Annotated in this window: 19 protein-coding genes; 1 reads left to right on the forward strand and 18 read right to left on the reverse strand. The window is 63.5% G+C overall.

Translation table 11 applies throughout. The annotated features are described in order from the left end of the window. Positions 1–342: 342 nt before the first annotated feature. The 17 genes from FFS27_RS06970 to FFS27_RS07055 form a co-directional block, all read right to left on the reverse strand. A complete protein-coding gene (locus FFS27_RS06970; protein WP_034019857.1) occupies positions 343–564 on the reverse strand; it encodes a DUF2274 domain-containing protein in 222 nt (73 codons plus the stop codon). Beyond that, entirely contained in the window at positions 561–1,835 is a 1,275-nt protein-coding gene (locus FFS27_RS06975) for a TrbI/VirB10 family protein (RefSeq protein WP_034019861.1), read from the reverse strand. Before FFS27_RS06975 ends, FFS27_RS06970 begins: the two co-directional genes overlap by 4 nt. A gap of 2 nt (positions 1,836–1,837) precedes the next feature. Continuing rightward, positions 1,838–2,800 (reverse strand): P-type conjugative transfer protein TrbG, encoded by a 963-nt coding sequence (gene trbG / locus FFS27_RS06980; RefSeq protein WP_034019899.1) that lies wholly within the window; start codon positions 2,798–2,800, stop codon positions 1,838–1,840. A gap of 176 nt (positions 2,801–2,976) precedes the next feature. Continuing rightward, positions 2,977–3,681 carry a conjugal transfer protein TrbF gene (gene trbF, locus FFS27_RS06985; RefSeq protein ID WP_034019864.1) on the reverse strand — a complete coding sequence of 235 codons (705 nt, stop codon included), beginning with the start codon at positions 3,679–3,681 and terminating at the stop codon, positions 2,977–2,979. Positions 3,682–3,693: 12 nt separating this feature from the next. Further along, entirely contained in the window at positions 3,694–5,091 is a 1,398-nt protein-coding gene (gene trbL, locus FFS27_RS06990) for a P-type conjugative transfer protein TrbL (RefSeq protein WP_034019866.1), read from the reverse strand. Then, the gene (locus FFS27_RS06995; protein WP_137951957.1) at positions 5,088–5,417 is read right to left on the reverse strand and encodes a hypothetical protein; all 330 of its coding nucleotides are present in this window, start codon (positions 5,415–5,417) and stop codon (positions 5,088–5,090) included. Before FFS27_RS06995 ends, trbL begins: the two co-directional genes overlap by 4 nt. A 12-nt stretch (positions 5,418–5,429) precedes the next feature. Next, complete coding sequence (gene trbJ / locus FFS27_RS07000; RefSeq protein ID WP_034019902.1) at positions 5,430–6,167, reverse strand: P-type conjugative transfer protein TrbJ; 738 nt, start codon at positions 6,165–6,167, stop codon at positions 5,430–5,432. Positions 6,168–6,169: 2 nt separating this feature from the next. After that, complete coding sequence (trbE, locus tag FFS27_RS07005; RefSeq protein WP_034019870.1) at positions 6,170–8,620, reverse strand: conjugal transfer protein TrbE; 2,451 nt, start codon at positions 8,618–8,620, stop codon at positions 6,170–6,172. Positions 8,621–8,635: 15 nt separating this feature from the next. Then, a complete protein-coding gene (locus FFS27_RS07010) occupies positions 8,636–8,908 on the reverse strand; it encodes a VirB3 family type IV secretion system protein (RefSeq protein ID WP_034019872.1) in 273 nt (90 codons plus the stop codon). Further along, complete coding sequence (locus FFS27_RS07015; RefSeq protein ID WP_034019874.1) at positions 8,905–9,297, reverse strand: TrbC/VirB2 family protein; 393 nt, start codon at positions 9,295–9,297, stop codon at positions 8,905–8,907. The genes FFS27_RS07010 and FFS27_RS07015 overlap by 4 nt, the downstream gene beginning before the upstream one ends. Then, complete coding sequence (gene trbB, locus FFS27_RS07020) at positions 9,294–10,358, reverse strand: P-type conjugative transfer ATPase TrbB (protein WP_034019876.1); 1,065 nt, start codon at positions 10,356–10,358, stop codon at positions 9,294–9,296. The genes FFS27_RS07015 and trbB overlap by 4 nt, the downstream gene beginning before the upstream one ends. Beyond that, positions 10,355–10,819: a CopG family transcriptional regulator gene (locus tag FFS27_RS07025; protein WP_034019878.1), complete on the reverse strand. Its 465-nt coding sequence runs from the start codon at positions 10,817–10,819 to the stop codon at positions 10,355–10,357. The genes trbB and FFS27_RS07025 overlap by 4 nt, the downstream gene beginning before the upstream one ends. After that, entirely contained in the window at positions 10,816–12,816 is a 2,001-nt protein-coding gene (locus FFS27_RS07030; RefSeq protein ID WP_034019880.1) for a conjugal transfer protein TraG, read from the reverse strand. The genes FFS27_RS07025 and FFS27_RS07030 overlap by 4 nt, the downstream gene beginning before the upstream one ends. Before the next feature lie 236 nt (positions 12,817–13,052). Continuing rightward, entirely contained in the window at positions 13,053–13,331 is a 279-nt protein-coding gene (locus FFS27_RS07035) for a lipoprotein (RefSeq protein WP_034019882.1), read from the reverse strand. Next, entirely contained in the window at positions 13,328–14,272 is a 945-nt protein-coding gene (locus FFS27_RS07040) for a LysR family transcriptional regulator (RefSeq protein WP_071562123.1), read from the reverse strand. Before FFS27_RS07040 ends, FFS27_RS07035 begins: the two co-directional genes overlap by 4 nt. 467 nt (positions 14,273–14,739) lie before the next feature. Further along, a complete protein-coding gene (locus tag FFS27_RS07050) occupies positions 14,740–15,225 on the reverse strand; it encodes a hypothetical protein (protein ID WP_034019887.1) in 486 nt (161 codons plus the stop codon). 74 nt (positions 15,226–15,299) lie between these two features. Continuing rightward, positions 15,300–16,505, reverse strand: a complete 1,206-nt coding sequence (locus FFS27_RS07055; RefSeq protein ID WP_034019889.1) for a CynX/NimT family MFS transporter — start codon at positions 16,503–16,505, stop codon at positions 15,300–15,302. Positions 16,506–16,618: 113 nt separating this feature from the next. Between FFS27_RS07055 and FFS27_RS07060 the strand changes: the two genes are divergently transcribed. After that, entirely contained in the window at positions 16,619–17,416 is a 798-nt protein-coding gene (locus FFS27_RS07060; protein ID WP_079385288.1) for an AraC family transcriptional regulator, read from the forward strand. 11 nt (positions 17,417–17,427) lie between these two features. On the opposite strand, the gene fhuE is transcribed toward FFS27_RS07060, so the two are convergent. Next, a complete protein-coding gene (fhuE, locus tag FFS27_RS07065; protein WP_196787483.1) occupies positions 17,428–19,668 on the reverse strand; it encodes a ferric-rhodotorulic acid/ferric-coprogen receptor FhuE in 2,241 nt (746 codons plus the stop codon). Positions 19,669–19,672 lie beyond the last annotated feature (4 nt).

Genomic DNA, 19,672 nt, shown 5'->3' on the forward strand with positions numbered 1-19,672 from the left:
CCCCCCCCCCTTGGACTACCCTATTTCCTTTGAGCACATTGCAGGCCGCCCCCTTCTTAGGTGTGGCGACCACATAAATCGCGCGCAAACGGGGCATTGAATCCAATAATTACCCCATTGGTTTCGTTGACTACCCTATTTTCAGGCTTCAGAGTAAAGAAAAGTGGCAGCAATGGCACCGCCCTACCCTGCGAGAATACCTAACCCAGCCGCAGCAATCATTGAGGCCGAAGACGGGCTCCGCGGCCCATTGAGTCTGACATGTGCCGCCACCCTGCCATGCACTGCTAGCGCAATCCGCGGACGGCCCGCGCGGCATCAAGTTTCCTTCAGCAGTACGCCCTACCTCGCAGTGCCGCGCCGGAATCCCCGATCCCCTGCCATGAACGCCTCCAGCATGTAGGGGATCAGCATCATGGCATCGACAGTCTCGCCATACGCCTGCGCATGCATCGCGGCGTAGCGGTCGAGATCGGCTTTCAGGCTGGCCGGGCAGACAAAGGTCAGCTTGACGTTCTCGGTCTTGGGCAGCGGGCCGAGCCGCAGCTTCTTGTTCGCGCTCATTGCGAAGCCCCCCGATTGAAAAACAGTGGCTGATAGGGCAGCAGTACCAGATCCCGATTGACTATGATCCGCACAGGCAGGCCCGGCCGCTCGGTCAATGTCGGCTGGATATTCATGTTTCGCCGGGTAATCTCCTGGCCGACCTGATTGATGCTGTCCTGGGCGCTATCGCGCCCGGCGATGACGATGCGGTTGCCGTCCTGGCGGTTCTCTGGCGCGGCCAGCTCGGCTCCGACGCCTAGCAGCGTCGTCAGCACCGCGCCCGCGACGATGCGCTTCCAATGCCAGTCCACGTCGTCTTCCAAGCCGGCGTAGCCGGCCGGGTCGGTGCCGACAAGGTTGTCGAGCGTCAGCGAGGACGTGTCGGGCAGGATGATCCGGTTCCACACCACCTGCACGCGGCTCTGCCCGTAGCTGACCTGGCTGTTGTAGCGCCCGAGGATGCGCGATCCCTGCGGGATCAGCAGGAACTTGCCCGTGGCCGTATCAAAGACCGGCTCCGTCACCGTGGCGATCACGTCGCCCGGCAAGTCCGACTTGATGCCCGTCACCAGCGCGCCCGCGATTACGGTTCCGGCCATCACCTGATAAGGCGACGTCGGCAGTGCCAGATTGCCGGAATTGCGGGTCTCCGTAGAGCCGGCTTTCAGGAACGCCTCTTTCTGGTCTTGCCGGTTCTGTACGGCGGTTGGGTCGGCAGGCTGCACCGCCACCGACGCCGGCCCGGCAGAGAGGGGATCGAAGGCCGCGAGCGCGCTTGCACCACCAGGCGCACCCGGTTTCGCCTGCGCCACCGTGGCGGCGGCTTGGCCTTGGCCCCCCGAACGGAAGAACACCGACGAAGCCGCAGCGGCTTCCGCCTCCTTGCGCAAGCCGTCGTTGGGATCATGGCCGGGAGCCGCGTAGGCAGCCACGGCCGGCTGCTGCGAGTTCACGATGGCAGGGCCGAGGTCGCCCGGCAGCGGCGGCCCCAGCTCGGGCACTTGCGGCGGCAGCTTCGAATAGTCGGCCGGCAAGCCGTCCAGCCCTTCGGATTTCGAGACGCGATCGACATTGTAAAGCTCGGTTTGCTCGTCGGCGCTGCGCCGCTGCGGTTGCAAAGACCAGATCGTGGCCCCGAATACGGCGACCGACAGGCCGCCGACGAGGATAGCCAGCGTGCGCCGGTTCAACCGGGTCACAGCACGCGGTTGGGCGCGCAGCGTCGCCGATTCGGGCGCGACCTTGCCCGCCGAAGGCGCGGCACGGTCGTGGGTGTCGTCCTGGCTCATGGTCAGTTCCCCCGTGCCACGCCATCCGTGCGCTCAATCCGCACCACGTCGCCCTTGTCGCCTCCCAGTCGCAGTTCGGCGGCGCCGAATAGCCGATCCACGATGTAGTACGGCGAGCGGAAGCGGTAATTGACCAATTGCCCGTCGCCTTCCGGCCCGATCACGAACAGGGGCGGCAATTCACCCTGAGCGATACCGTGCGGAAACTGGATATAGACCTTCTGCCCGTCGTCGAAGGCACGCAGCGGCTTCCACGGCGGATTGCTGCCGCTGACCGCGTAGCGGAAGCGCAGGTTCTCCAGCGACAAGCCGGAATCCACCGGCGCTGCGGCGTGAGCCGCCTGAGCCTGGCGCTGTAGAGCCAACATCCGGTCACGCGGGTACTCCCAGGAGACGGAGGCCATCCACGTCTTTTCCGTCGAAGCCAGCTCCAGCAGGTACGTCCTGCGGCTGGTAGTGATGACGAGATTGGTCTTAAGACCCGAGCGGATCGGCTTGACCAACACGTTCACGCGCAAGTCGGCACCAGTGCCGCTAGATGTGTCACCCACGATCCAACGCACGGTATCGCCGGCGGCCACCGTCACCAGCTCCTCGCCCGGCTGGAGTGAAACCACGGTCACGCGACCCACGGCAGCATAGACTTGGTACAACGCACCATCGCTGTACGGCCACACCTGAATCGCGTTGACGTAGCCGTCGCGTGTGGGCGCGACGCGGGCCTCGGCATTGGCGCGCCAGACGCGTACCTTCTCGTCTGCCGGCTCCGGTACAGGTTTGGCGTCCTCGGCTTCGGGCAATGGCTTCAACTGCGCCGGCATCGGCAGAACCTCGGGCACGGCAACCACCTCCACAGGCGCAGGCAGCTCGGGCAGCGGCTGGGCCTGCACCGGCTCATCAAGCGAGATAGTCGGCGGCGGCTTGCCCTGCGTGGCGCAACCGGACAAAGCCGCTACCAAGGTCAAAAGGCAGACTGTGTTGAGCGTCCGGTCGTCCAATCGCAAGCCCGGACCGAACAAGGGCCACACCAAGGCAATGCCATCATGGAGGCGCTGCCGATACTTGCTCCGAGAAGTCCGTCCCTGCCGATTGCGCGACAGATCGCGCGGCCGCGCGGCGGCATTGCCAGCTTGAAGTGCATTCATGGCTTTGTTCCTTCCGAGGTTTCAAGTTCGCGGCTCCACGACAGGCCATTGACGTAGATGCCAAGAGGGTTTTTGCGCAGGCGTTCTTCGGTGTGCGGCGGCTGGAGCACGATGGACACCACGGCCGTCCACCTCTCCAGGCCCGCCGCGGCGCCGTTGACATAGCGGCGTTCCGTCCAGCGCACGTTGAACGACGTGTCGCTGGCGCGCACGACGCTGGTGATCTGCACCGTCACCGACTCCTTGCCGATGCGCGCGAACGGATCGTTCACACGCGCGTAGTCGTTGAGCACGGCCGCGCCCTTGTCGGTCGTGTAGTCGTAGGCGTCCAGCCAGTTCTGGCGGACGACGATGGGGTCGATGGACAGCGAGCGCACCAGCGTCACGAAACGCGCGATGTGGTGCGCCGTTTGTGCATCGTTGGGCCGGTACGGCGTGGCGGCCTCGCCGACTGCGCGTACCTGGCCCGCGTTGTCCACTTCCACGACGTAGGGGGTCACGATGGACTGCGCCGAGCGCCACACCAGGCCGCCAGCCATCATCAGCGCGAGCGTCAAGCAGCCGAAGGCCATCAGGCGCCAGTTCTTCGCCTGCACGCGCGGCGAGCCTATACGGTCGTCCCACACCTGGCCGGCAGCTTGGTACGGCGTGGCAGGCTGCGGCGTGTCGGCATAGCGCACCTGCGGTTTCTTGAATCGCATGGTCAGTTCTCCTTATGAATCGGAATCACGCAGGCTCGGCCCCTGGCCGGAGCCGCCGCCATCGCCACCGCGCAGCGCGTGGGCGGTGGTGGTCGCGGCATGGGTGAGTTGCTGGCGGCGGTGCAGTCGCTTGGCCCAAGCGGGCTGTTCTTGCTTCTGCGCGTTGGCGCCACCCGCTGCGGCTTCGCCTGTGGAGGCCTGGCCAGACGCCCCGGCTCCGCCGGCGGCCATGCCTTCGCCAGCGCTCGGGCCGTTCCAGCCTGCGCGGAACGGAGCGGCCATCCGCTGCCCGGCAGCGGAAGCACGGGATGCAGCCGCACGTCCGGCAGACTGCGCGCCGGTCTTGGCGACGTTTCCCAGGCCGGCCATTGCGCCCTTCGCACCACCACCTGCGGCGGAAGAACCCGCCTGGAACGTCGACCGGGCACTGCTGGCCGTCGAAGCGGCCGCACGCGCACCACTGCCGGCCAGCTTGGCGGCGGCTGGCGCCATGCGCGCCCCGGCCATGACGGCGCCACCTACGCCAGTCGCGGCGGCGCCGATGACCACGGCCGTCCCGGCTGCGCCGACAGCGGAACCAGCCATCGCGCCCGCGCCAAGCTGCGGTGCACCGGAGACCAGGCCAGTGGCGATGCCAGGGCCGAAGATCCCGAGCGCCAGCAAGGTGAGCGTGGCCAGCATGATGACCAGCGCGTGGTCTATGGACGGCTCGGCGGGATGTACCTGGAACTCCGCGAACAGGCCTGAGCCGATGCCGACGATCACGGCCAACACCAGCACCTTGATGCCTGCGGCTACCACGTTGCCCAGCACTTTCTCGGCCAGGAACGCGGTCTTGTTCCAGAGCGCGAACGGCACCAGCACGAAGCCCGCCAGCGTGGTCAGCTTGAACTCGATCAGCGTGATGAAAAGCTGGATCGCCAGCACGAAGAAGCACAAGACCACCACCAGCCAGGCCAGGAACATCACCACGATGGGATCGAGGTTCACGAACACCTCGGGGAAACCGGCCATGTCGCCGATCTGCTCCAGAATTGGAGCGCCCGCGTCGATGCCCATCTTCGCCAGCCTACCTGGCTGCAAAAAGTTCTCCATCGTGATGGCCGAGCCGGTGGCCGTCAGGCCCAGCCCGGCGAAGGAGCGGAACACGATGCCGGCCAGCCAGTTGAAGTTGTTGAGGATGTAGGCGAAGGCGCCGACGTAGAGCACCTTGCGCAGCAGCTTGGCGATCACGTCCTCGCCCTGGCCGGTGGCGTGGCTCATTGCCCAATACAGCCCGGCGATCGTCATGTCGATGACGATCAGCGTGGCAGTGAGGAACGCTACTTCGCCCTGCAACAGCCCGAACCCCGAGTCGATGTAGAGAGCGAACGTGGCGAGGAATCGGTCGATGATGGTCACGTCGTTCATGGCGTGTCCTCCGGGTCGGGCAAGGCCGGCGCCTCGCAATCGGCAGGTTCATCGAAGCTCGGTGGGATCGGCGGCAGGTCGGCCAGCGTCTGGTATTCATCCGGCCCGGCATCGCCGGAAAAGAAGCGACGCCGGAAGGCTTCGGCGGCGGCACAGCAAGCATCCTCGCCCGTGGCCTGCCGGTCAGCCGCGCATTGCGCGCGCAATGCCTTAAGCCGTGCGGGATCGGCGGCCAAGGTATCGGCAAGGTTGTCGGCCGGGTGCTCGCTGCGTCCGGCCAGCAACGCGGCAAGTACCACAACAGACGGGGCAAGGACGCATCGCATGGCGGCCTCCCGTCAGTTGCCGTAGAAGTTCACGGACTGCGGCGTGTACGGCGTACCTTCGCCCAGGAAGCGCCGCCGCACTTCGCGGGCTCGCTCCGTGGCTGCCGCCTGCCGCGCCAGTTCCAGCGATGCCGCCCGGTCTTGCGTGATCTGGAGCCGTTGCGACTGGATCGACTGCTTGGCCTGCAAGGCCAACAACTGATTCATGGCCTGCATTGCTTGCAACGCACCTTCGGCCGACTGGCTCTTGTCCACAAGGTCGGCCAGCACGCTTTCGTCTTCGCCCAGGTTCTGCGACACCTGCGCCTGCATCTGCATCGTGGTCTGCAAGCCGTTGAGCGTGTTCCGCCACCGCTCCTGTGCGTCGCGATACATCTGGTCGCTGCTGACGGTGGCGGCGTACTGCTCGGGGTACAGGCGCTGGAACTCTCGATCCAGGTTCGTCACGTCGTAGGCCAAGCCTCGGGCCTGGGCGATCAACCGCTCGGTCGTCGCCAGGTTGGCGCGCAACTGGTTCACCACGTTGGACGGCAGGCTGGCGAGATTCCGCGCCTGGTTCATGAGCATCCGTGCTTCGTTCCGGAGCTGGTTGATCTGGTTGTTGATCTGCTCCAGGGTGCGCACGGCTGTAAGCGTGTTCTGCACGAAGTTCGACGGATCGAAGACAGTGATGGCTGCCGCCGGCTGTGCGAGCATCAGCGACACAGACAGCGCGGCAGCGAGCGAGGCGGACAGCAAACGGGGCTTGATCTTCATGATGAAACCTCCAATGGTTGGGGTTTGAGGAACGAAGCAGCCGCCGGTGCGGACGGCAGCAAGTCAGCGGCCCAATCAAGGCCACGATGGCGCAGCCACGCGCTGGCGAAGCCGGGTGCGCCGGCCTGCGCCAGCACGTGGTCGATGTCGCGTTGGTCTTGCGGTGTAGATGCGCCCGCGAATGCGAGCGCGGCTGGCCCCAGGTCGAGGTCGAACAGACGATTTCCGAGACGCGATTGGTAGTAGTAGTCGCGCTTGGGCTGCGCGGCGGCGACGATTTCGATCTGACGCCTGTTGAGGCCAAAGCCCTCGTAGATCGTGCGAATCTGCGGCTCGATGGCCTGCGGGTTGGGCAAGAAGATCCGACTCGCGCAGCTCTCGATGATCGCGGGCGCAATGCTCGAATCCTTGATGTCGGCAAGGCTCTGCGTGGCGAAGATGACGCTGACGTTCTTCTTGCGCAGGGTCTTGAGCCACTGGCGGATACGCGCGGCAAACACCGGGTCGTCGAGGAACAGCCACGCTTCATCGAGGATCAGCAGCGTAGGCGCCCCGTCGAAGCGTTCATCGAAACGCGCAAAGAGGTAATGCAGCACGGCCATGACGGCGGCCTTGCTGTGCATCAGCTCCTCCATTTCCAAGCACTGCACGTCAGCCATGCCCAGCCGGTCGTGGTCGGCGTCCAGCAGCTTGCCGTGGGCGCCACCTAGCGCATAGGGGGACAGCGCCTGCCGCAGCGTGTTCGATTGCAGCAGCACGGAAAGCCCCGTCATCGTGCGCTGCTCCACCGGCGCACCGGCGAGACTTCCCAGCGCCGACCAGATAGCCGCCTTCTCGTCGGGGCCGACCGCCACGCCTTCGTGCAGCAAGCGGCCTTCGATCCATTCGGCGGCCCAGGTGCGGTAGCCCTCACGGTCGATGCGCGCAAGTGGCTGGAAGGCGATTTCGCCATCCGTGCCCAGATCGTAGTGTTCGCCGCCCAGGCCGAGAATGGCGGCCCGCATGGAGCGGCCCATGTCGAAGGCGAAGATGCGCGAGCCGCGATAGCGGCGAAATTGCATCGCAAGCGTGGCGAGCAAGACCGACTTGCCCATGCCAGTCGGCCCCGCGACCAGCGTGTGGCCCACGTCGCCGACGTGCGTCACCAGCCGGAACGGCGTGGCGCCATCGGTGCGCGTGACGATCAGCGGCGGGCCGTCCAGGTGCTCATTCTTCTCCGGCCCGGCCCATACCGCCGACAACGGCATCAGGTGCGCCAGGTTCAGCGTCGAGACGATGGGCTGACGCACGTTGGCGTAGGCGTTGCCCGGAATGGACGAAAGCCACGCATCCACGGCGTTGAGCGTTTCGGGGATGGTCACGAAACCTCGGCCCTGGATAACACGCTCCACCATGCGCAGCTTCTCGTCTGCGACGGCGGCGTCCTCGTCCATGACTGTGACGGTCGCTGTCAGATAGCCGAAGGCGACTTGATCGCTGCCCAACTCCTGCAAGGCGGCGTCGGCGTCAGCGGCCTTGTTGTTGGCGTCGGTATCGACCAGCGGGCTTTCCTGCTGGAAGATCGTTTCGCGCAGCAGCGCGATGACGTTCTTGCGCTTGGCGAACCACTGGCGGCGCAGGCGTCCCAACTCCCGTTCCGCCTCGGATTTGTCGAGGCAGAGAAAGCGCGTGCTCCAGCGGTACGCAAAACCGAGGCGGTTGAGGTCGTCCAGAATCCCCGGCCAGGTCGAGGTTGGGAAGCCGCGCACCGACACCACGCGCAGGTGCTGGTCGCCCAGCATGGGCGCCAGGCCGCCGATCAGCGCGGAATCGGTCAGCAGCGCGTCGATGTGGAATGGCACTTCGGGCACGCCCACGCGATAGCGCCGCGTCGAGATGGTCGCGTGCAGGCAGGTCAGCGTCTGCGCGTCATCGAGCCAGTCAATTTCCGGCATCACGCCGTCGAGCAGGTCGAAGACGCGATCCGTTTCCGCGACGAAGGCTTGCAGCCGCTCGCGCCAGTCCACGCCATTCGTCGGCGTGTTCTCGTAGAGCATCTTGGCTGCACGGGCGCGAGATTCTTCCGGCGGCAGGTAAAGCAGCGTCAGGTGATAGCCGCTCTCGAAGTGACTACCCGATTCCTCGAAAGCGGCCCGGCGTTCTTCCTCCACCAGCCACGAAAGCGGCTCGGGAAACTCCGAGTGCGGATAATCGGCCGCAGGCCGGCGCTCGGCTTCGATGAATAACGCCCAGCCCGATCCCATGCGGCGCAGCGCGTTGTTCAACCGCGCCGACGTGGCGATCAGCTCGCCTTGCGTCGCGCTGTCGAGGTCAGGCCCGCGAAACTTGGCCGTGCGCTGGAAACTGCCGTCCTTGTTCAAGACGACGCCCGGCGCGACCAGCCCGGCCCAGGGCAGCCAGTCGGCAAGCAAGGCCGGGCGCTGGCGGTATTCGGCGAGGTTCAGCATCGCGGCGTCCTCCCCTCACACGTCCAGCAGCGGGCGGTGCTTGATGTGCCGGGCGAAGACCTGCATGAACTGTGGATCGACGCACGCACCCCACACCGCCAGCGAATGGCCGACGATCCAGAGCACCACGCCGGGAATCCACAGTTGCAGGCCCAGGCCGACAGCGGCGGCCAGCGTGCCGTTGGCGATCGCCACGGTGCGCGGCGCACCGCCAAGCAGAATCGGCTCGGTCAGCGAGCGATGCAGCGGCACCTCGAAGCCGTCCGCGAAGGTGTCCGGGGCACTCATACGACGGCCCCGCCGGAGAAGCTGAAGAACGACAGGAAGAAGCTTGAAGCCGCGAACGCGATGGACAAGCCGAAGACGATCTGGATCAGCTTGCGGAAGCCGCCGGACGTGTCGCCGAAGGCGAGCGCGAGGCCCGTGGCAATAATGATGATGACGGCCACGATGCGCGCCACCGGCCCCTGGATGGATTCGAGGATGGACTGCAACGGCCCTTCCCAGGGCATCGAGGAACCAGCGGCCTGCGCGGTTCCGGCCAGGAACAGCAGCAGCGCGGCCAGCAGCAGCCCTTGCTCCGCAGGGCGGGCCAGGCTGCGCAACCGCGCCAGGTTGGACAGGCGCGAAGGCGGATTTGCAGAAAAACGGAAAGCAGGAATGGTCATCTGCGTCATGGCAGTTCTCCAAGTGAGTCAGGGGATGGGGAAGTCGCCGCAGCGGGAGCGGCATCGGGAAGTGGCGGCAGCTCGGGAAAGGACGTTTCCAGTGCGTCCGCCAGTTGGTAGCCCACGCCGTCGAAGCAGACGACGCGAGCGATGCGCTCGATGCGGCGTTTGCGCCCGCGCCCGGCGATGTGGATCACCACGTTGACCGCCTCGGCGATCAGCGCACGGGGCGGATTCACCGCCACTTCGAGAATCAGTTGCTCCAGGCGCAACAGTGCGCCGAGCGCGGAGCCGGCATGGATCGTGGCGATGCCGCCGGGGTGGCCCGTGCCCCACACCTTGATGAGATCCAGCGCCTCGGCGCCGCGCACCTCGCCAACGACGACGCGATCCGGCCGGAGGCGCATGGACGAGCGCACCAGCTCGGTCATGGAAACCACGCCTGCGCGGGTGCGCAGCGGAACGTGGTCGCGGGCCGCGCATTGCAGCTCCACCGTGTCTTCAAGCACCAGCACGCGGTCGCCCGTGGCGGCAATTTCGGCCAGCAGCGCATTGGCGAGCGTAGTCTTGCCGCTGCTGGTGGCGCCGGCGATCAAGACGTTCTGCCGCTCGCGCACGGCGCGAACGAGAAAGCCCGCCTGTGCGCTGGTCATCATCCCGTCGATGACGTACCGCTCCAGCGGTATCACGCCGATGGCGCGCTTGCGCAGCGCGAAGGCCGGCCCCGGCGCTGCCGGCGGCAGGATGCCCTCGAAGCGTTCGCCCGTCTCGGGCAACTCGGCGGACAGCAACGGCTGGCCACGATGGACTTCTGCGCCGACGTGGGCCGCGACCAAGCGGATGATTCGCTCGCCGTCCGCATCGGGCAGTTCCACGCCCATCGGCGCGCGCCCACTGGAAAGCCGATCCACCCAAAGGGTGCGATCAGGATTCAGCATCACTTCCACCACGTCCGGGTCTTCGAGCGCGGCGGCGATCAGTGGCCCCATGGCCGTGCGCAGCATCTGGATGCGGCGGTCGAGCGACGTGGCGGTCATGGACTGCCCTTCAATGGGAATACGGGCGCTCATGACGCACGCTCCTGCGCTTGCGCGGCTGCCGCCGCGTCTTCCATCCGCATCGGGTCGGGGTGCAGTTCTTCCACCACGTCGCGCACCAGGCTGCGGCCCCGCAGCAGGTGGCGGCCCAACTGTTCAACGAACTGCTCGAAGCGCGCCTTGCCCTGGGCGCGCGCCGCGTCTTGGTGCGCCTCGGGAACTGGCGTGCTCACGGTCAGGTAGTAGCGGATGAACAGCGCCAGCGTTTCGATGGCGATGTTCTGGTCGCGCTCCATGCGCTCGGCCTGGCGCGACAGGCGATCAAGCCGCTTGGCAATGGCCGCCTCGCGCTGGTCGGCGGCATCGGGCGACAGCCACGATGCGAGCGCCGCCGCGACGATGGACGACTTGGACACGCCTTTCTTGGCGGCCAGCTCGTTCAGGCGCTTGACGTGCTCCGGCTGGATGAACAGGTTGAGGCGATATTGGCTCATAGCTCGATTCCGTCGTTGGGGTCGAGAGAGGCCAGCCGGGCCGTGCGCTGCATGGCTGGATCAAGCTGGCGCGGAAGGGGAAGCGGCAGGTCGTCGTCGTCATCGAGCAGCCCAAGGTCGGCCACGGGAGCGGCCAGCTCGGGGTCGTAGGCGACGGTTTCGGAGAGTTCGGGCTGACGGCGTGGGCCACCGTCATCGGCGGAACCCAGGCCATCAGCGGATGCCGCGGCCGGTGCGATGGGCACGGCGGGAATCGCCAACCCGCTCCAGTCGTCGGGCCGCAATGGCGGCGCGTCGGCGTACTGCCCATCCGCCAGCGCGGGCGGTGGCAGCACGCGACGCTTGAAATTGGCGTCCGCGTAGTAGCGCAGCTTCTTCGCCTTGATCGGCGCCACGCTGGACACCATCACCACGGCCTCGTCAGGTGGAAGCTGCATGACTTCGCCAGGCGTTAGCAGCGGACGCGCGGTTTCCTGGCGCGACACCATCAGGTGGCCCAGCCAAGGCGCGAGCCGGTGGCCCGCGTAGTTGCGCTGGGCGCGCAACTCGGTGGCTGTTCCCAGCGTCTCGGAGATCCGTTTGGCGGTGCGCTCGTCGTTCGTGGCGAACGTCACGCGCACATGGCAGTTGTCGAGGATGGAGTGGTTTTGCCCATACGCCTTGTCGATCTGGTTGAGCGACTGCGCGATGAGGAAGCTGCGGATGCCGTAGCCCGCCATGAAGGCCAGCGCCGTCTCGAAGAAGTCCAGGCGCCCCAGCGCAGGAAACTCATCGAGCATCAGCAGCAGCTTGTGGCGGCGCTCGATGCCATCGGAGCCATCGAGCGATTCGGTGAGGCGCCGCCCGATCTGGTTGAGGATCAGGCGAATGAGCGGCTTCGTCCGCGAAATGTCCGAAGGCGGCACCACTAGGTACAGCGACACCGGATGCTCGGCCGCGATCAGGTCGGCGATGCGCCAATCACAGCGCGAGGTGACTTCGGCCACCGTGGGATCGCGGTACAGGCCGAGGAACGACATGGCCGTGGACAGCACACCGGAGCGTTCGTTGTCCGACTTGTTGAGCACTTCGCGCGCCGCCGAAGCGACGACAGGATGCGGGCCATCGCCCAGGTGGGGCGTGGTCATCATCCGGTGCAAGGTCAGCTCGAAGGGGCTGGCCGGATCGGAGAGGAAGTTGGCGACGCCGCGCAGCGTCTTGTCTTCGCCCGCGTAGAGCACATGCAGGATGGCCCCGACCAGCAGCGCGTGGCTGGTCTTCTCCCAATGATTGCGCTTCTCCAGCGCACCTTCGGGATCGACAAGAATGTCCGCGATGTTCTGCACGTCGCGCACCTCATGCGCGCCGCGTCGAACCTCCAGCAGCGGGTTGTAGGCCGCCGACTTCGCATCGGTCGGGTTGAACAGCAGGCAATGCGAGAAGCGCGAGCGCCAGCCGGCGGTGATCTGCCAGTTCTCGCCTTTGATGTCGTGGATGACGGCCGACGCCGGCCAAGACAGCAGTGTCGGCACCACCAGACCCACACCTTTGCCCGAGCGCGTAGGCGCGAAGGTCAGGACGTGTTCCGGGCCTTCGTGACTCAGGTACTGGCGATCGTGCTGGCCCAGAAACACGCCAGCAGGCTGTGTGAGGCCCGCCTTGCGAATGTCATCCGCGTTCGCCCAGCGGGCCGAGCCGTAAGTCGTGACCAGGCGCGACTGCCGCGAGCGCCAGATCGACATGCCGATGGCGACGATCACCGCCAATAGCCCACTGCCGCCCGCGATGGCGCCCCCGGTATCGAATACGCGCGGCGCATAAGCATCGAAAACGAACCACCACTCAAACAGCTTCCACGGGTGGTAGATCGGCGTGCCAAGAAAATCGAACCAGGGCGAGCCAAGGCGTAGTTGATAGCCAAGGGTGGATGCTGTCCATTGTGTGGCGCCCCACACGCCGGCGATCACGATGCCGAACACCACGGCAATCTGACCGAACAGCACGTTCGTCCCTTGCATGACCTGGCCTCCGATTTCTCCTGAGCTGATTCCTCTTCGGAAAAGCGGCACAAGGACGTGCCGCAAGCATCAGGATCGGTGCCTGGTCAGTGCCGATCAAAGACCGTTTAGGGCAGAAAGGTCGTGCAAAATGAAATAATTAGTGCGACAGCGAGCCAAAGATAAACGCCGCAATCGCAGGCGCATTGCAGCGTATCGGGCAGAAAAATGAAGGTGATGCGGCGTGCCGCCAACAATCAGAACTTGGGCGACTCTTTCGGTGGCGTGTATGGGGTCTCGCCGTCGCTATAGAACCGCTTGCGCGTGGCTTCGGCGACCCGGTTGCACAGCATATCGCCCAGCTTGGGGCGATCGGTCTTGCATCGCTGCCGCAGTTCCTTGAGCGGTCCGGGGTTAGCTGCAAGTTCTTCCACAGTCGGAATATCTGCCTCCGAACCGGTGGTTTTCTGCGGTGCCTCAGACTGGCCGCAGGCAGTCAATGCCGCGACTAGCAAGAGTGGGATTGTCATTTTCATCGAGTAGGCTCCTCTGGGAGATCAAGGCTGCAGCCAGGGAGCAGCCTCGGGCACTCCAGCGATTCGATGGACTGGACGCGCTCAATGAAGCGCACCAGCACATCGGAAGGCTCGCCCTCGGGATGCAATAGGTAGGTCGTCAGCGGCGGCACACGTGCCGCCAACGGCCGAGCTACCACGCCTGGTTCACGACTAGCGGCAATATGCGCAGCACCCGCCAGCCCGAGTGCGAAGCCGGCCGATACCAGCGCCATCATCAAATCGCAAGAAGCAACTCGCTCCGCAATGAGCGGTTCCGTGTCCATCCGACGCAGCACCCTATCAACATGTCTGGCATGACCTTCACACACCTGTGGATCGCACAAGACGAGCGGATAGCGCAGCAGTTCTTCCAGGGGAATTCGCTTATGGGCCAGCAGCGGATGCCGCGCCGGCACCGCGACCATGAGCGTATCGCTCCAGGCAGGCATGGCGACGATGCCGTGGCCTACCTCATTCGACTGTGCAAATCCAACATCGTACAGATCATCGTGCAACCCCTTGATCTGCTGTGACAAAGGAATTTCGAAGAGGCGAATATCAACGTCGGGCTCTTCCTGCCGGCACAGCGCCAGTAGCGCTGGTAGGCGAGACGGTGAGATTCCATCCGACAAGGCAACACGCAATTGACGGTGAAATCCATTAGCGGCAGCCTTCACACTGTCTCGTGCCTGCTGCAACGCTGCAAATACGCGTGGAACATGCTCCAGGAACATATTTCCAGAACGAGTCAGCCGGGTATTTCGGGTAGTCCGCACGAAAAGCTGGGCACCTAACTCCTCTTCCAGCTCTTTGATAGTCCGCGACAAAGGCGATTGCTCGATATGCAGTCGTTCAGCCGCGCGTGCAAAATGCAGCTCTTCGGCCACGGCAAGAAAGCATCGCAGGTGCCGCAGTTCCATGGGAACTATCTACCTGGGGATGGCTCGGATGCCCAGCATTCGGCAAGCTTGCGGGCCTCGGCCTGCGTTTCGACCGCCTCATGTTGCATACCGAACGCTCTTGCCAGCATCACCCCCATCTGCCTTGCCTCCTCTCGGCGCACAGGGTCGGGCTCAATACTGATGAATCCCTTGCACACTCGGCTCATCTCCGCTTTGTTCTGCTTGAGCCACAACGCCCTGTGCCTTAGATCCTGTTGATCTTCATCTCCGCGAAGCTGGTCATACACAATGACGAAAGGCGCCCCGTACCGAATAAGAGAAACCGTTTCGGCCTCCCATTGCTTTGCGTAGCCAGGTCTAGCAGAGTCGTTTCTGAAGACGACCATCGGATGGTGGCTAATGTCATGCACCAAGAAGTTCCGAGGGTTAAGGTTCATAGTCAGTCTGCTCCATTGAACGATTGAGTACCCGAGCGAGTCGAGGGGTCACGATGCTGCCAGGCGTGCGCACAGCAGTTCCTCACGAATGGCAGTCAGAATTCGACAAAAAACGATGGCAGGCAGCGATGTCGTCGGCGCTTCTGCCCGACCCGTATCGTGGACCAGTTCCAGCCCATTCGTGGACAGCAGTGCCCTCTGCAATCCTACGGATTGATCGATTCGTGCCCGAATAGCGGACTCAATAAGCTGATGATGCTGCGTTGAGCCGTAGGGCAAGCATTGGCGATTCCAATAGGCACCACTGCGATCCGCCAGATCTCCGAGTTGTTTTGCATCCCAGCCACTCAGGTGAAAGGCCTGCAGCCGGCGCGGATCGCTCTCTGGAAATTTGATGCCTTGTATGAACCCCTCAACGGACGCAAACAACATGTCGTGGAATACGAATGGTGAAAGTCCGAAGTTGGAAAGCGCCAGCCCACGCCAGTCGGCGGAGGTGCTGGAGATATTTAGAAAGGTCGTCTTGTTGCTCATTTCGTTACCTCACGAACCTGTGGTTCCAAAAGCGCTGCCCCCCTGCATAGCGGCGGACAGCGCAAGCGATGACATCAATGACGAGGTTGCGGATGCTCGGCCCCGATCGTTCGAGAGCGACCTGCAAGCAAGCCAAAGATCACCATCACGATCGAGAGCCCCATGCCGATATACAGAACGGCAATCCAGCTACCGGTGAGGTCATGGAGCTTGCCCGCAAGCGTCGGACCGCATGCCGCCAGAAAGTAGCCGACACACTGGGCCATGCCTGAAAGCGACGCGGCCTGGTGGGCGCTGTTAGCCCGCAGGCCCATGAACATCAACGCCAGCAGCACGCCACCGCCAGAGCCCAGGCCGAAGCAGAACGCCCACAAGGAGGCCCAGGGCGGCGCCACGCAGAAGCCGAGAAGGGCCACGGCCATCAGCCCACCCATAGTGGCGGCGACCAGCCTTTGGTCCTTCATACGGCTGACGATGGGACCAAGCAGGAGACCGGGCACTGCCGAAGCGAATTGCATGACACCATGAAGCGAGCCGGCAACCTCCGGAGAAATACCCGAGGAAGTCAGAACGGACGGCAGCCACGCGACCAACACGTAATACACCAGTGAATTGATGCCCATGAACAAGGTCACCTGCCACGCCAACGCGGAATGCCATACCCGTCCACCATGAGGGGCCGAGGCAGTTCCCTTGGCCGGCGCGGTATGAGACCCCAACTGGCTGGACCACACCAGGGCGGCAACCAACGGAAAGACGAAGGTAGCGCCAAGCGCGCCTTGCCAGCCGAACGCATGTCCCAGCGGCACGGCACTCGCGGATGCCAGCGCGGCCGCGCCGCCTATGGCAATGGAGCAGACGCCCATAACGGTGGGCACCTTTGCCGGGAAGTCACGTTTGACCAGGCTGGGAAGCAGCACATTGCCCACGGCGATGCCAGCACCGATAGTGGCCGTGCCCAGATACAGGGTCCACACAGGCCCGACGGATCGGACCACCACGCCGGCCGCGATAAGCAGTAGCGCCCCGAACAGCGAACGCTCCAGTCCGTATTCCCTCGCGAACATCGCGGCAAAGGGGGAAATGATGCCGAACGCCAACAACGGTAGCGTCGTCAAGAGCCCCGCTTGTGCCGGCGACAACGCAAACGCCGACTGCAGTGTCTCCAGAACGGGAGCAACGCCCGTAATGGGCGCACGCAGGTTAGTCGCGATCAAAAGGAGCCCTGCTATCAGCAAAGCTGGTCGGGCAACCGCCAAGGTTGCATCACGATTACTCATTCATAACTCCAAAAACAGACAATCAGTACCGCAATCTATCGCTTGGACCTAAATATGAATTTAGCTAGAATGACAACAGATCGCTAAATTCTGCCAAGGTAATTCCAATGCCCATGTCGCTAGAACCGTCGTTGAAAAGTTTCGACGAAACCAAGGTGCGCGGCCCGGTAGTGGGGATGCGTGTGGACATCGCCGAGCAAAAGAGCGAAGTCCCGGTACATCAACATCGACAAGGACAGCTAGTCCTTGCTCTGAAGGGTGGCGTGACCTGCGAAGTACCTAATGCTATTTGGATGGTTCCCCCGCGCTGTGCCGTGTGGATTCCAGGACAAATGCCCCACAGTGTTCGCGCCACCGCAAACGCACGGATTTGTTACCTCTTCGTGCAACCAGGTGCAGCGCAATTGCCGGACCAATGCTGCACGCTCTCCATCACTCCTCTGGTGCGCGAGTTAGTGCTGCACATGGCTGACCAGGCTCCCGAATACCTTCCGGACAGCCGAGTGGGACGCAAGGCCGTCGTGCTTCTGGAGGAACTCGCACAAATGCCGGTCGAGCAGCTATACCTGCCAACATCGAACGAACCGCGGATGCGCAAGATCGCGAAGATGCTCTCGGACGATCCGGCGGATCGAAGGACACTTGCCGATTGGGCTAAGCTGGTCGCCATGAGCGAACGCTCGCTAGCCCGCCTCGTCCAACAGGAGACAGGCCTGACGTTCGGCCGCTGGCGCCAGCAACTGCATTTGATCGTTGCCATGCGCCAGCTTTCCTCCGGGCAAACGGTGCAGCGAGTAGCGGACCAATTGGGCTACGACTCGGTCACCGCCTTCATCACCATGTTCAAGAAGGCGGTCGGAAAGCCCCCTGCGCGATACTTCTCTGAACTCACACAAGGCGAAGAGCCGTAGGGACGTTCGGATCACTCGAACTTGTACGTCATATTCACCATGAAATTACGAGGCTCGCCGTACAGGTAGTGGTTGTAGAACCCCGTCATCGTGTAATACCTGCGATCAAACAGGTTGTTGACATTCGCCGTGATGGTGGTGTTTTTCGTGACGTCGTAGCGTGCCATCAACGAGGCGAGCGCATAAGAAGCCTGGCCAACTTGGACTTCCCCTTGAGGTCCGGTCGCCGTCCCATAAAAGCGGCTCTGCCAGTTCACGCCGCCGCCGATCGTCAAGCGATTCCAGTCACCCGGCAGCCGGTAAGTGGTGAACAGGCGCGCCGTCGTTCGAGGAATCTGCGTGCTCAAGCGCTGGCCGTCGCCTTGGGATGCAGTGAAATGAGAGATGCCCGCGTAAAGGTTCCAATCACGCGTGATCTCGCCCTGGACATCGATGTCGAATCCTCGCGACTTGGTGCCGTTGGCGGCGTAATACGCTTGAGAGCCGTCGGGCAGCAAATGGCCGCTGTCAATTTGCGGCACCCCGTCAAGGCGAGCTTCAAACACCGCGATGGACGCGTTCAGGCGGCCGTCCAGATACTCTCCCTTGATGCCGACTTCCGTGTTCTTGCCCTTGGTCGGCCCCAACACCTTGTCGTTGCGATCACGGTCGGTTTGTGGCTTGAAGATTTCCGTGTAGCTGACGTACGCCGAGTACGTGTCGTCAATGTCATAGACCAGCCCCGCATACGGGATCAGTTTGTTGTCCTTCTTGTAGTGGAAGGGCTCCCCACTACTGCTGTCCCGCTCCATTTCGTAGTTGCTCAGCCGAGCACCGACAATCAGCTTGAGCGGGTCAGCCAACGAGAAGCGGGCCGCACTATAGAGACCGCTCTGCTTGATAGTCGTACTGGATGCGGCGTGCGGGAAGCTGGCGAAATCCGGCTTTGGATAGTTTCCACTCCAGTCGTAGATGCTACCGATAGGGTCCGTCGGGAAGATGAAAGCAGAGTTGTCATGTGCACGGAGCCGGGACGTTGACGCGCCTACCATCAGTTCGTGATCACGCCCGAACAACGCAAACGGTCCAGAGGCCATAACATCAAAATTGTTCTGCCGGCTATTGCTGCGACCTCCCAGGGCAATCGGCCACAAGCCTTCCCCTGAGGCGCGATCTGGATAGCCGTTCATCGAGAACAGCTCGCTTGAGCTGTCCACACGTCGGTGCTCCGCGTTGGCGCGAACGCTCCATCCGTTATCGAACTCATGTTCCAAGCGCGTGAAGGTCGTATTAATCCGGTTGCCCCAATGGCTCCAACGCGGCGCAGTGTTCTTGGACCGGGACCAATCGGTGCGCGAACCATCGGAATAGAACAGCGGCTGGCCACCCCAGGTAATCCCCTTGGGATCGCTGTCCTGGTATTCGTGGCCCAGGCTCAGGGTCGTGCTCGACGTCAGATCTGCCTCGACCACACCGTAGAAGGCCTGCCGGCGCTGCTGGTAATAGTCGAGGAAGGAATTGCGATCCTGATAGGCACCCACCATCCGCGCGCGGACATTGCCGGTGGAGGTAAGCGGCGTGGATACGTCCAGCATTCCACGATAGTTGTCCCAAGAACCAGCCCCCAGCGAACCAGTCAGAGAGAACTCACGCAAAGGCCGCTTGCGAACGAGGTTGACCGAGGCTGACGGATCGCCGACCCCCTGCAGCAGACCAGTGGCGCCACGTACCACCTCGACCCGATCGTAAAAGGCCGTGTCCAGCACTCCCTCACCTGGCAGGAACGATCCGGGAATGTATGTCGTTGGCACGCCATCGTACTGGAAGCTGTCGATACTGAAACCACGCGAATAGTAAGAAACGCGCTCCGTGTCCAATGTGGTGGAGCTGATCCCGGTCGTATTCTCCAACACGTCTTTGATTGAATTCAGTTGTTGATCGTCCATGCGTTGGCGCGTCACGACGGTAACCGACTGCGGGGTTTCTCTTGGCGAAAGGCTCAGCCCGGTCGCCGCTCTCGTTATGCCGGTGGTGTATGAGCCGGTTCCTTCTGTGTCGGAGCCTGGTCGCTGCGCAGAGACCGTCACAGCGGGCAAGACCGCAACACCTCTGCCGTCCTCCTTGGACTGCGACGAGGCCGAGGTGGGTTCCTCCGCTTCAATGGGACCTGCATATGCAGGCAGTACGGTCGGTAGGAACAACGCGCAGAGCCACGTCATTTGGTTTCGGTACTTTTTCCGGGCGCAAGCGAGCCCCTGGCGATGAATAGCCATTTCA

The sequence above is a fragment of the Pseudomonas sp. 2VD genome (assembly GCF_005503585.1).
Lineage (GTDB): Bacteria > Pseudomonadota > Gammaproteobacteria > Pseudomonadales > Pseudomonadaceae > Pseudomonas > Pseudomonas aeruginosa.